At 63.4% G+C, this 11823-nt stretch carries 11 protein-coding genes and 1 riboswitch; of the genes, 6 read left to right on the top strand and 5 right to left on the bottom strand.

All coding sequences use genetic code 11. The features are described from left to right. Genes NKJ93_RS16860 through NKJ93_RS16850 form a run of 3 tightly spaced genes read left to right on the top strand, consistent with a single transcriptional unit; the run spans position 1 to position 3516 of the window. The gene (locus NKJ93_RS16860; protein ID WP_352590272.1) at positions 1–1041 is read left to right on the top strand and encodes a 2-hydroxyacid dehydrogenase; all 1041 of its coding nucleotides are present in this window, start codon (positions 1–3) and stop codon (positions 1039–1041) included. 19 nt (positions 1042–1060) lie between these two features. Further along, on the top strand, positions 1061–2578 hold the full coding sequence (locus NKJ93_RS16855) for a glycerol-3-phosphate dehydrogenase (RefSeq protein WP_352590270.1): 1518 nt from the start codon (positions 1061–1063) through the stop codon (positions 2576–2578). Next, on the top strand, positions 2578–3516 hold the full coding sequence (locus NKJ93_RS16850) for a sugar phosphate isomerase/epimerase family protein (protein ID WP_023716731.1): 939 nt from the start codon (positions 2578–2580) through the stop codon (positions 3514–3516). The genes NKJ93_RS16855 and NKJ93_RS16850 overlap by 1 nt, the downstream gene beginning before the upstream one ends. 46 nt (positions 3517–3562) lie before the next feature. On the opposite strand, the gene fba is transcribed toward NKJ93_RS16850, so the two are convergent. Beyond that, positions 3563–4627: a class II fructose-bisphosphate aldolase gene (fba, locus tag NKJ93_RS16845; protein ID WP_352493967.1), complete on the bottom strand. Its 1065-nt coding sequence runs from the start codon at positions 4625–4627 to the stop codon at positions 3563–3565. A gap of 262 nt (positions 4628–4889) precedes the next feature. Between fba and NKJ93_RS16840 the strand changes: the two genes are divergently transcribed. Genes NKJ93_RS16840 through derI form a run of 3 tightly spaced genes read left to right on the top strand, consistent with a single transcriptional unit; the run spans position 4890 to position 6894 of the window. Then, positions 4890–5654: a DeoR/GlpR family DNA-binding transcription regulator gene (locus NKJ93_RS16840; RefSeq protein ID WP_031193326.1), complete on the top strand. Its 765-nt coding sequence runs from the start codon at positions 4890–4892 to the stop codon at positions 5652–5654. Between the two features lie 11 nt (positions 5655–5665). Further along, positions 5666–6424 carry a triose-phosphate isomerase gene (locus NKJ93_RS16835; RefSeq protein ID WP_352482707.1) on the top strand — a complete coding sequence of 253 codons (759 nt, stop codon included), beginning with the start codon at positions 5666–5668 and terminating at the stop codon, positions 6422–6424. Between the two features lie 26 nt (positions 6425–6450). Continuing rightward, positions 6451–6894, top strand: a complete 444-nt coding sequence (derI, locus tag NKJ93_RS16830; RefSeq protein WP_352547512.1) for a D-erythrulose-4-phosphate isomerase — start codon at positions 6451–6453, stop codon at positions 6892–6894. On the opposite strand, the gene dhaL is transcribed toward derI, so the two are convergent. The 4 genes from dhaL to NKJ93_RS16810 all read right to left on the bottom strand — a co-directional run bounded on the left by dhaL (position 6891) and on the right by NKJ93_RS16810 (position 11749). Further along, positions 6891–7529 carry a dihydroxyacetone kinase subunit DhaL gene (gene dhaL, locus NKJ93_RS16825; RefSeq protein ID WP_023716735.1) on the bottom strand — a complete coding sequence of 213 codons (639 nt, stop codon included), beginning with the start codon at positions 7527–7529 and terminating at the stop codon, positions 6891–6893. The two genes, derI and dhaL, sit on opposite strands and share 4 nt — an antisense overlap. A 9-nt stretch (positions 7530–7538) precedes the next feature. Then, the gene (locus tag NKJ93_RS16820; RefSeq protein WP_352590267.1) at positions 7539–8552 is read right to left on the bottom strand and encodes a dihydroxyacetone kinase subunit DhaK; all 1014 of its coding nucleotides are present in this window, start codon (positions 8550–8552) and stop codon (positions 7539–7541) included. A 63-nt stretch (positions 8553–8615) separates the two neighbouring features. Further along, on the bottom strand, positions 8616–9089 hold the full coding sequence (locus NKJ93_RS16815; protein ID WP_352482699.1) for a 6,7-dimethyl-8-ribityllumazine synthase: 474 nt from the start codon (positions 9087–9089) through the stop codon (positions 8616–8618). A gap of 76 nt (positions 9090–9165) precedes the next feature. Next, positions 9166–9312, bottom strand: a riboswitch (FMN riboswitch). 127 nt (positions 9313–9439) lie between these two features. Then, positions 9440–11749: a xanthine dehydrogenase family protein molybdopterin-binding subunit gene (locus NKJ93_RS16810; RefSeq protein ID WP_352590265.1), complete on the bottom strand. Its 2310-nt coding sequence runs from the start codon at positions 11747–11749 to the stop codon at positions 9440–9442. Between the last annotated feature and the right edge of the window lie 74 nt (positions 11750–11823).

Below are 11823 nucleotides of genomic sequence, written 5' to 3'. Positions count from 1 at the left end.
ATGCCCAAGAAAATTGCGATCATCGGTGACCGCTTCATGCTTCCGGACGTGTTTCGCGAGAAAATCGAAGCGGCCTGCGGCGACAATCTCGACATCCGCACCATTGAAACCGCTTGGCCCGACGAGCCGATGCAATTCGGCAATGCGGCGCTCGGCCTCGACAAGATCAAGGAATATTTCGGCGATCCCGACGAAGTGGTGGATTTCATCGGCGATGCCGAAATCTTCGTCACCCAGCTTGCGCCGCTCTCCGAAGCCATGATGCAGCGCCTGCCGACGCTCAAGCTGGTTGCGGTGTCGCGCGGCGGGCCGATCAACATCGACATGCCTGCCGCCAAGGCTCATGGCATCACCGTGGTCAATGTGCCCGGTCGCAATGCCAGCGCGGTGGCCGAGTTCACCATCGGCGCCATTCTCGCCGAGACGCGGCTGATCCGCGTCGGCCACGAAGCCTTGCGCAAGGGCGAGTGGCGCGGCGATCTCTACCGCGCCGACCGCACCGGCCGCGAGCTCAACGAGATGACCGTCGGCGTCATCGGCTATGGCAATATCGGCACCAGGCTGGTTCGGCTGCTGCGTGCATTCGGCTGCCGCATCCTGGTCTCCGATCCCTATGTGCAATTGAGCGCCGAGGATCGCAATGCCGGCGTCGAGCTGGTTGCGCTGGACGATCTCCTGTCGCGCTCCGACGTGGTCACGCTGCATTCCCGGGTCACCGAGGAGACGCGCGGCCTGATCGGCAAGGACGCCATCGCCCGGATGAAGCCCGGCGTGATCTTCGTCAATACCGCGCGCGGACCGCTGGTCGACTACGATGCGCTCTACGAGGGGCTCGTCTCGGGGCAGATCGGCAGTGCCATGCTGGAGACGTTCGCCGTCGAGCCGGTGCCGGCCGACTGGCCGCTGCTGCAGCTGCCGAATGTGACGCTGACGCCGCATATCGCCGGCGCGTCGGTACGCACGGTGACTTATGCTGCCGAGCAGGCGGCCGAGGAAGTGCGCCGCTTCATCGCCGGCCTGCCGCCGGTCAATCCATGCTGACGACAGGGCATAGAGCGAGATGAGCGGTGACAGCGAAATCGTCGATCTCTTCGTCATTGGCGGCGGCGTCAATGGCGCCGGCATTGCGCGCGATGCGGCAGGCCGGGGGCTGTCGGTCATCCTCTGCGAAAAAGACGATCTCGCCGAAGGCACCAGTTCGCGATCGGGAAAGCTCGTCCATGGCGGTTTGCGCTATCTCGAATACTACGAGTTCCGCCTAGTGCGGGAGGCGCTTATCGAGCGCGAGGTGCTGCTGGAATCCGCGCCGCACATCATCTGGCCGATGCGCTTCGTGCTGCCGCACAGCCCGGATGATCGGCCGGCCTGGCTGGTCCGGCTCGGCCTGTTCCTCTACGACCATCTTGGCGGCCGCAAGAGGCTGCCGGCCACTCGCACGCTTGACCTGCGCACCGCACCCGAGGGCGCGCCGATCAAGGACAGCTTCAAACGCGGCTTCGAATATTCCGACTGCTGGGTCGACGACGCCCGCCTGGTCGTCATCAACGCGCTCGACGCCGCGGAGCGTGGGACCAGGATATTCACCCGCACTGCCTGCACCGCCGCCCGCCGCGAAAACGGCCTGTGGTCGGTGGAGATGCGCGACGGTCGAACCGGCGTCAGGACCACGGTTCGGGCACGGGCGCTGGTCAACGCCGCCGGCCCCTGGGTCAATGACATCATCAATCGCGTCGCTGGCCAGAATTCCAGGCGCAACGTGCGCCTGGTCAAGGGCAGCCACATCGTCGTGCCGAAATTCTGGGAAGGCCGGCAAGCCTATCTCGTCCAGAACAGCGACAAGCGCGTGATCTTCATCAATCCCTACCAGAACGATCTGGCGCTGATCGGCACCACCGACATTCCTTATGACGGGCGGCCGGAAGACGTGACCGCCGACGCCAGCGAGGTCGACTACCTGATTAAGGTGGTCAACCGCTACTTCAAGCGCCAGCTTGCGCGCAGCGACGTCGTCTACTCGTTTTCCGGCGTCAGGCCGCTTTATGACGACAATGCCGACAATCCGAGCGCGGTCACCCGCGACTATATTTTCGAGCTCGACGTGGCGGCGGGACAGGCGCCGCTGCTTTCCGTCTTCGGTGGCAAGATCACCACCTTCCGCAAGCTGGCCGAGCACGCGCTCGACCGCATCGCCCCGTTCTTCCCGAAGATGGGCAAGCCGTGGACCTCGAAAGGACATCTGCCAGGCGGCGATATCGCCAATGCCGATTTCGAGCAGTTCCTCGGTGACCTCGGCCACGAACATCCCTGGATGCCGGCCTCGCTGGTCAAGCATTATGGCCGGCTCTACGGCACAAGGACGCGTGATCTGGTCGGCGCGGCCGGTTCGCTCGCTGAACTGGGGCGGCGCTTCGGCAAGGATTTGTTCGAGCGCGAAGCCAATTACCTGTTCGAGCATGAATGGGCCGAGACGGCCGCCGATATTCTCGAACGGCGCACCAAACACGGACTGCATCTGTCCGCCGCAGAAAGAACCGCCTTCGAAGACTGGTGCTCGAGCCGGCTGGCGAAGGCAGGCTGATGGCCTTTACGCTGTCCCTCAACACCAACCCGCTGGTCAATCGTTTCGCCGAACCGGACGATCTGATCGATGCGATCGCGTACGACATCGGCATCCGCGACGTGCAGCTCACGCATGAATTCGTCAATCCCGGTTGGCCGGCGGCGACGATCGCCAAATTCATCCGCCTGTTCCGCTCCGCTCTCAACCGCACCGGCGTGCGTGTGACCTCCGCGATGACCGGCCCCTACGGCCGGCTCAATCATTTCGGCCATCCCGATGCCGACGTGCGGCGCTATTATGTCGACTGGTTCAAGACCTTTGCCGAAATTTCGGCCGAGCTCGGCGCCCGCGGCATGGGCACGCAATTCGCGATCTTCACTCATCGTGACTATGACGATCCCGAGCGTCGCGCGCGGCTTTTCGAGATCGCGCTGGAATGCTGGCGCGCGGTCGCCGAGCACGCCAAAGCGGCCGGCTTGACCTACCTGTTCTGGGAGCCGATGTCGGTCGGCCGCGAGTTCGGCCATACGATCGAAAGCTGCCGGACGCTGCAGAGCGAGATCGATGCGGCCGGCATGGCGATCCCGCTCAAGATGATGGTCGATATCGACCATGGCGACGTGACGTCGAGCAATCCGGACGACATCGACCCCTATGCCTGGGCCGAAGCCTTTCCAAAGGAATCGCCGATCATCCACGTCAAGCAATCCTCAATGAACAAGGGTGGCCATTGGCCGTTCATTGCCGCCTACAACAAGGACGGCCGCATCACGCCGGAAAAGCTGCTGGACACTGTTCGCCGTGGCGGCGGCGTCGACAATGAGATCTGCCTCGAATTGTCGTTCCGCGAACGCGAGCCCGTCGACCACCAGGTCGTCGCCATGATCCGCGAATCGGTCGACTATTGGGCGCCCTTCATCGAGGCCGGCAGGGCCGGTCTTTTGCCGAAAGCATGATGGATGAGCAGGTGCCGACGCGGCTCCTGCTCAGAACCGGAATATGTCAGCCGAATTTCGGATCGAGACTGCCCGACTTGTAGCGCTTGGCCATTTCCGAGACCGGCAGCGGCTTGATCCTCGGTGCGTTGCCGGCAGTGCCGAACTGCTCGAAACGCTCCTTGCACAGCTTCCGCATGGCGGCCATAGCCGGCGTCAGATATTTGCGCGGATCGAATTCGCTCGGGTTCTCGGTCAGCACCTTGCGGATCGCGCCGGTCAGCGCCATGCGGTTGTCGGTATCGATATTGATCTTGCGCACGCCATGCTTGATGCCGCGCTGGATTTCCTCGACCGGCACCCCCCATGTCGGCTTCATCTGGCCGCCATATTTGTTGATGATCTCCTGCAGCTCCTCCGGCACCGAGGACGAGCCGTGCATGACGAGGTGCATGTTCGGCAAGCGGCGGTGGATTTCCTCGATGACGTTCATGGCAAGCACCGCGCCGTCCGGCTTGCGGCTGAACTTGTAGGCGCCGTGGCTGGTGCCCATGGCGACGGCCAGCGCATCGACACGGGTGTCGCGCACGAACTGTTCGGCCTGAACCGGGTCGGTCAGCAGCTGATCGTGGCTGATGACGCCCTCGACGCCATGGCCGTCCTCCTGTTCGCCGCCGCCCATCTCCAGCGATCCGAGAACGCCGATCTCGCCCTCCACCGACACGCCGCCCCAATGCGCCATATCGACGACGCGGCGGGTGATATCGGAATTATAGCCGTAGTCGGCCGGCGTCTTGCCGTCTTCCTTCAGCGATCCGTCCATCATCACCGAGGTGAAGCCGTACTGGATTGCGGTAACGCAGGTCGCTTCGTTGTTGCCATGGTCGAGATGCATGCAGACCGGGATATCAGGATGGATTTCGACCAGCGCGTCGATCAGCTTGGCCAGCACGACATCGTTGGCGTAGGCCCGCGCGCCGCGGCTCGCCTGCAGGATGACCGGCGATTTGGTCTCCTCGGCTGCCTCCATGATGGCGAGGCCCTGTTCCATATTGTTCATGTTGAAGGCAGGCACGCCATAACCGTATTCGGCGGCATGATCGAGCAATTGTCTCAGTGTGATGCGAGCCACTCAGTAGTCTCCCGTATCCGGTTTCGAGCCAGTGTTTGCGGGCTGTTCGGCTATTGTCGAGCCCGCTAAAGCTTCTGGCCGGATTTCCGCTGCACCGCAACCGCTGGACGCCCGGCCGACAGCAATTCTTGTTACGGCACGCCGTCAGAAGCGTCATGATATCCCAGGCAGATATAACATTATCACAAAAATACTGGTGGCTATGCGACGTCTCCTGTTATATCTCGGAACGTGGTTCGGATTGCACGAGGAAGCCGCGGAAATGAAGAGCGACGGCCGTCGGCAAGGCATCATGGATTTTCTGATGGACACCGGCACCGCCAGTGTCGACGATCTTGCCTCGCGCTTCGGCGTCTCCAAGATGACCGTCCACCGCGACCTCGACGAGCTCGAGGAGGGCGGCTTCCTGCGCAAGGTACGCGGCGGCGCCTCGATTCAGCCGAGCAGCCTTTTCGAGAGCGATTTCCGCTACCGCCAGAGACTGGCCGGCGACGAGAAAAAGCGCATCGCCGCCGCTGCCGTGACGATGATCGAACCGGGTCAGACGGTGATCATCGACGACGGCTCGACCGCGGGCGGCGTTGCTCGGCATCTCGCCGATCTGCGTCCGCTGACGGTGATCTCGAACAATCTGGCTGTCATCCAGGATTTGGCGGGCGTTGCCGGCATCAACCTGATTGCGCTCGGCGGCCAGTACAGCAAGAAGTTTCACGGCTTCTTCGGCCTGCTCGCCGAGGACACGCTGAAATCATTGCGCGCCGATGTCGCCTTCCTGTCGTCATCGGCTATCCACGGCGCTTCCGCCTTTCACCAGGATCAGGAAGTGGTCCAGACCAAACGGCTGATGATGGCCGCTGCGGCGCGCAAATATCTGCTGGTCGATCACGGCAAGTTCGGCCGCACAGCCTTGCATTTCCTGACCGATCTCAAGGCTTTCGATACCGTCTTCACCGGCCGCGAGCCGCAGCCGCAGATGCGTGCGGCGCTGGATGGTGCCGGCGTGTCGCTGACAGTGGTCGCAGAGTAGGAGGAGCACGCATGGTTTACTGGGTCGGCACCAGCTGGAAAATGAACAAGACGCTCGCCGAGGCGATGGCTTTCACGAGGGCATTGGCCGAGTTCGTCCCCGGTTTCGACGAGCGCATCCAGCCCTTCGTCATCCCACCCTTCACGGCGGTCCGCGAGGTCAAGAAAGCGCTGTCGCCGACGCGCATCAAGGTCGGCGCGCAGAACATGCATTGGGCTGACGCCGGCGCCTGGACCGGCGAGATCTCGCCGGTAATGCTGAAAGACTGCGAACTTGATATGGTAGAGTTGGGCCACAGCGAACGGCGCGAGTATTTCGGCGAGACCGACAAGGCTGTCGGGCTGAAGACCGCAGCGGCGGTGAAGCACGGTCTCGTGCCACTGATCTGCGTCGGCGAGACTTTGGCTCAACGCGACAGCGGGCAGGCGGATACGGTGCTGGCCTTGCAGGTGCACGGCGCGCTGCAGTTTCTCGAAGGCGCGGCCAGGGCGGCGACGATCCTGTTTGCCTATGAGCCGGTCTGGGCGATCGGCGACAAGGGCGTGCCGGCAAGCTCGGACTATGCCGGCAGACAGCAGGCGCTGATCAAGAAAATCGCGCGCGACCTGCTGCCGGCCGTGCCGCCGGTGCTTTATGGCGGCAGCGTCAATCCGCAAAATGCCGCCGAACTGATCGGACAGTCTCATATAGACGGCTTGTTCATCGGCCGTTCCGCCTGGCAGGCGGACGGCTATATAGACATCCTCAAACGCGCCTCAGCGGCGATCTGAACCATCGAACAGGAAGGAAACCGAACATGAAAATAGCCATTGGAGCCGACAGCGCCGGCAAACCGCTGCTCGATGTCATCGCCGCTCACCTCGCCACCAAGCCCGGCCTCACGGTCAGCGATCTCAGCCAGACGGGCTTCTACGCCGACCTGTCACAGAAGCTCGCCCAGACCATCCTGGACGGCGAGAACGATCGCGGCATCCTGTTTTGCGGCACCGGCATCGGCGTATCCATTTCCGCCAACAAGGTTCCCGGCATTCGCGCCGCACTCACCCACGACACCTATTCGGCCGAGCGCGCTGCAAAATCCAACAACGCCCAGATCATCACCATGGGCGCGCGCGTCATCGGCCCGGAATTGGCCAAGTCGATCGTCGATGCATGGCTTGCCTCGGAATTCGATGAGAAGGGACCGTCGGCCGGCAATGTCCAGGCCATCGATAGGCTCGACGCGGCGAAGGTCCGTTAAGCCAGACTGTCCCGTATCGCTTTGATGATCGTGACGGCCGAGGCAGCGCCGGGATCCATATGCCCGAGCGATCGTTCGCCGAGCCGCGAGGAGCGGCCCTTGAAGGCGATCATGTTCTTGGTTGCCTCGGCGCCCCGTTCGGCTGCGGCGAGTGCAGTTTCCAAGCTCTCCAACAGGGTCTTGCCGGCTTCCTGCGCGGCGCCTGCTGCCTGTGCTGCCGGCAGCCAGGCGTCGACCATGGTCTTTTCGCCGAGCTCGGCCTTGCCGCGATCCTGGATGCCTTGCGCCATCGCCCGGAGCATGGCGATGATGTCAGCATCCTCCAGAATTGCCTTGCCTTTGACGGCGGCGGCAGCGCGCATGAAGGCGGTCGCATAGAGTGGGCCTGACGACGCGCCGACGGCGTTGAGGAACGACTTTGCCGCGGTATTGAGCAGCGCCGTCGGTCCGGTCGCCGCGAGGTCGAGTTGCGCCAGCGCCTCGCGTACCGCGCCGAAGCCGAGCGCCATGGCGATGCCGTGGTCGGCGTCGCCGATGACGCCGTCGAGTTGGCAGAGCCTGTCCTTGTCGGCGTCGATCGCCGCCGCGATCTCATCGAACATTCTTTTCAAGCCGGCTGAGTCGATCGAGGTCATGATGCTTTCTCAGCCGGCGCGGAACATGGCGCAGTCGCAGGGATGGTCGAGCATCTCCTGCAATTCGCCCTCGAGATGCATCAGCGTCACTGAGGCGCCGGCCATTTCGAGCGAGGTGCAATAATTGCCGACCCAGGTCGCGTGGACGGAAACGCCGATGTCGTCGAGCCTCTGCTTGACCCGCCGGTTCATGATGTAGAGCTCCATCAGCGGCGTCGAACCGAGCGAATTGACCAGCACGGCGACCTTGTCGCTGCGCGTCGGCGCCATTTCGTCGAGGATCTTGTCCAGCATCTCGTCGGTGATCTCGTCGGCCGTCTTTAGTTTTCCGCGTGCGATGCCCGGCTCGCCATGGATGCCCATGCCGATCTCCATCTCGTCCGGTCCGATCTCGAAATTCGGCCGGCGGGTCTGCGGCAGCGAACAGGGCGACAGCGCCACGCCCATAGTGAAGGTGTGATCGTTGGCCTTCCTGGCGATACGCTCGCATTCATCGAATGTCAGCATCCGGTCGCATGCGGCACCGACAGCCTTGAAGATGAAGAAATTGCCGGCGACGCCGCGCCGCTTCTGCCTCTGGTCGCGTGGCGCCGAGGCGACATCGTCGGTGGTCAGCACGGTGCGCACCTCGATATCGTCCATCGCCGCCATTTCGGCGGCCATGTCGAAATTCATCACGTCGCCGGCATAGTTGCCGTACATGAACAGCACACCGGCACCGCCGCTGGCCGCTTTGGCGCATTCGAGGATCGGGTCCGGCGGCGGCGAGGCAAAAACGTTGCCGATCGCGGCCGCGTCGGCAAGCCCCTTGCCGACGAAGCCAAGGAAGGTCGGCTCGTGGCCCGAGCCGCCGCCGATGACAAGGCCGACCTTGCCTGGGCGCGGCCCGTCGCGGGCGATGATGGAGCGGGGGCTGCCGTCCGCACTTCGGAGATGGCGCGGATGCGCGGCCAGAATGCCCTCCAGCATCTCGTCGACGGAGCGGTTGCCGTCATTGATGATCTTCTTGGTCTGCACCGGCATCCTCCCTAGTTTTCGTGAGATACTACAGCGCCTTACCGGGATTTCCACCCGGCGACGGAGATTTCACGCCGCGATGCGTTCGCGTGTCGCCAGCAGTTGCACGCAGGCACCGGCCGCCTCTTTGCCCTTGACCCTGAAATGCTCGAAGAAGAAGCGGTGATGGTCAGCGCTGTCATGGTAGTTGTGCGGCGTCAGCACCGCCGAAAGCACCGGCACGCCAGTCGACAATTGCACGTTCATCATGCCGTCGATGACCGCACTCGCCACGAACTCATGCCGGTAGATGCCGCCATTGACGACGAACGCGGCGCCGAGGATAGCGGCATAGCGGCCGGTCTCGGCAAGCATCTTTGCATGCAGGGGAATCTCAAAGGCGCCCGGCACATCGAAGACATCGACGGCAAAGCGTTTCTCCCCGACAACCGCCAATTCCGCCTCGAATGCTTCAACGCATTGGTCGACGATATCGGCGTGCCAGCGCGCCCGAATGACGGCAACGCGGATCGTTTCATAGTCGTTCTGGGAATGCTGATTCATGGGTCCATCCTTCCGTTTCGAACCAGAATCAGGACGCACGATACGGAGTCCGAACCGCGAAAGCGGACCGTCTTCCATTCGTTCTCTTCCATCCGGACTGTGACCGTCGGCTCCGGAATCTCACCGGATCTGCTGACCCCTCCGGCTAACCGGAAAGCGCTCGCGGGCTTGGGCCGAGACCCTTACCGCCGGTGGGGACTTTCACCCCGCCCTGAGAACATTGACGGCGTTTGTATGGAAGGACCGGATAGCGCTGTCAACCGCCGACGTCGTCGCCGATGGCGCAGAAATGGCGATCCGTTCCGAGTTGGTCACCTTGAGGGCGAGGGAGGCGCTGATAAGTTGCAGCGTCAAATGGCGATCACGGGCAAGGCGGGCAGCACCTTGTCCAAGGTGATGGGGAATTCACGCACTCGCACGCCGGTCGCGTTGTAGATGGCGTTGGCGACGGCAGCCCCCGCACCGCAGACGCCGAGCTCGCCGAGACCCTTGGCGCCAAGTGGATTGGCCTTGTCGTCATCTTCCTCGAGGAAGACGACTTCCATCTCGGGGACGTCGCCATTGACCGGGACGTGATATTCGGCAAGATCGTGATTGACGAAGTGGCCATAGCGCGGATCGAGCACCGTCTGCTCCATCAGCGCCGCACCGATCCCCCAGGTCATGCCGCCGATAATTTGCGAGCGCGCGGTCTTGGCGTTGAGGATACGGCCCGCGCCGATCACAGTCAGCATCCGGCGCATGCGGATTTCACCGGTATCGCAATCGACAGCGACCTCGGCGAAATGCGCTCCGTACGAATGCTGCGAATAAGTCTTGTATGACTCGGTGGTAGCGCCTGCGGCTACGGAGCCTTCGGCCTCGAACCCGTCGGGAGCGATCCTCCCGATGAGATCGGCCAGGCTCGCCGATCGCTGGCCGATCCTGACCTCGCTGTCGGCAAAGTTTGCCTCGGTGGCGTTCGCGCCGCGCAACGGTGACGCTTCGCTCGACTGCGCCGCGTCCAGGATCCGTCCTTTGAGGGCGTTGCACGCATTATACAGGGCCGAACCCGCACTCGCCGCGCCCCAGGACCCGCCGGAGCCGGCGGTACGCGGGAAGCGGCTGTCGCCGAGCTCCACCTTGACGGACGAGATCGGCACGCCGAGGCTCTCGGCAGCAATCTGGGTCAGGATCGTATAGGTGCCGGTCCCAATGTCGGTCATGTCGAGCCGCGCCGTCACCCGACCGTCCCGGTCGATCGCAACCCGCGCCGTCGCCGCGCCGATGTAGTTCGGACGGATCGCCGCCGCCATGCCGTAGCCGATGAGCTTCCGGCCCTCCCGGGTTCGGCCCGGTGTCGGGTTTCTCCGCTCCCAACCGAAACGGCGGGCGCCTTCCTCCATGCAGGCGACGAGATTGCGGGTGGAGAACGGCACTCCGCGCTCGGGATCCTGAGCCGGTTCGTTGCGGATCCTGAGTTCGATCGGGTCCAGGCCGACCTGCTCGGCGAGTTCATCCATTGCGCATTCGAAAGCCAGCATGCCGGGCGCTTCGCCGGGCGAGCGCATCCATTCGCCGCGGTTGATGTCCAGCGGAACCAGGCGATGGCGGGTGAGACGGTTCGGCGCCGCATAGAGCGAGCGCGCAAAAACTGCCGTTTGTTCGCAGTACTCCTCGAAGCTGGACGTCGCGGACCAGACATCGTGCGCGATCCCGGTGAGCCGCCCATCGGTATCCGCGCCGAGACGTACCTGTTGGATCATCTCTGCGCGATGACCGGCATTGGCGAACATCTGTTGCCGCGTCAGCGCGATCTTCACGGGGCGCTGCAGGACCTGCGCTGCAAGTGCGGCCAGGATCGTATCGGCATGGGCAATCAGCTTGGAGCCGAAGCCCCCGCCGGTGAAAGGGCTCACGATGCGCACTCGCTCGAGCGGGATGCGAAGCGTGCTGGCGACCCCGGCCCGGAAGTTCGCGAGGGTCTGCGCCGATGTATGGATCGTCAGCCCGCTGCCTGACCAGGCGGCGAGCGTCGCATGCGGTTCCATCGGATTGTGATGTTCGAAGGGAGTCCGGTAAGCGGCATCGATCTTGACCGGGGCGGCCGCAAAGGCGCTCTCGAAGTCGCCGACCACGCTGTCGGTCTCGAAGCCGGCATTTGTCCGCTTTGGTGCATAGGCGTCGGCCTTATGCCCCGTCAGATCGTAGAGGCCCGGCTCCTTGTCGTAGCGCACTTTGACGAGGCCCGCAGCAGCGCGTGCAGCCTCGAATGTCTCCGCAACGACCAGCGCGACCGGCTCGTCGTAATACCGCACCCGATCGCTGTTGAGCGCAGGCCGGGCGCGGGTGAAGACCTCCGGCACCGTCGGCGTGACCGCCGGGCCGAAATCCGGCTGGGCCGGCGCATTCCGGTGCGTCATGACGAGCAACACCGCCGGCGCCCGTTCGGCTTCGGCCGTGTCGATCTCGGCGATGCGCCCCTTGCCGACGGCGGCACCGAGAACATAGCCATAGGCTGTACCATCCAGCTCATTCTCGTAAGCGTATGTGGCGCCGCCCGTCACTTTGAGCGGACCGTCGATGCGGTCGATCGGCCTCCCGATGATGCCAGCACCGGGACGCGGTTTCACTCTTGAATGGGTGGCGGAGCCGGGCAGTCCGGGTATGGTCTCGTTCATAAGTCACCTAAAGATTTTCATTTGGAGTTCGGAAGCATCGAGGCCGCGACGACGCCTCTTTCCTCGCACCTTCA

Source organism: Mesorhizobium sp. M0028 (assembly GCF_040323855.1).
GTDB lineage: Bacteria > Pseudomonadota > Alphaproteobacteria > Rhizobiales > Rhizobiaceae > Mesorhizobium.
The sequence above is the reverse complement of the archived record's forward strand: the minus strand, read 5'-3'. Positions and strand labels throughout refer to the sequence as shown.

What these genes read in the sequence shown, in the direction of transcription:
- NKJ93_RS16810 (WP_352590265.1), bottom strand. Translation starts at nt 11,749, where the DNA reads ATGAACGAGACCATACCCGGACTGCCCGGCTCCGCCACCCATTCAAGA.
- NKJ93_RS16835 (WP_352482707.1), top strand. Translation starts at nt 5,666, where the DNA reads ATGGTTTACTGGGTCGGCACCAGCTGGAAAATGAACAAGACGCTCGCC.
- NKJ93_RS16840 (WP_031193326.1), top strand. Translation starts at nt 4,890, where the DNA reads ATGAAGAGCGACGGCCGTCGGCAAGGCATCATGGATTTTCTGATGGAC.
- NKJ93_RS16815 (WP_352482699.1), bottom strand. Translation starts at nt 9,089, where the DNA reads ATGAATCAGCATTCCCAGAACGACTATGAAACGATCCGCGTTGCCGTC.
- NKJ93_RS16850 (WP_023716731.1), top strand. Translation starts at nt 2,578, where the DNA reads ATGGCCTTTACGCTGTCCCTCAACACCAACCCGCTGGTCAATCGTTTC.
- derI (WP_352547512.1), top strand. Translation starts at nt 6,451, where the DNA reads ATGAAAATAGCCATTGGAGCCGACAGCGCCGGCAAACCGCTGCTCGAT.
- NKJ93_RS16820 (WP_352590267.1), bottom strand. Translation starts at nt 8,552, where the DNA reads ATGCCGGTGCAGACCAAGAAGATCATCAATGACGGCAACCGCTCCGTC.
- NKJ93_RS16855 (WP_352590270.1), top strand. Translation starts at nt 1,061, where the DNA reads ATGAGCGGTGACAGCGAAATCGTCGATCTCTTCGTCATTGGCGGCGGC.
- dhaL (WP_023716735.1), bottom strand. Translation starts at nt 7,529, where the DNA reads ATGACCTCGATCGACTCAGCCGGCTTGAAAAGAATGTTCGATGAGATC.
- NKJ93_RS16860 (WP_352590272.1), top strand. Translation starts at nt 1, where the DNA reads ATGCCCAAGAAAATTGCGATCATCGGTGACCGCTTCATGCTTCCGGAC.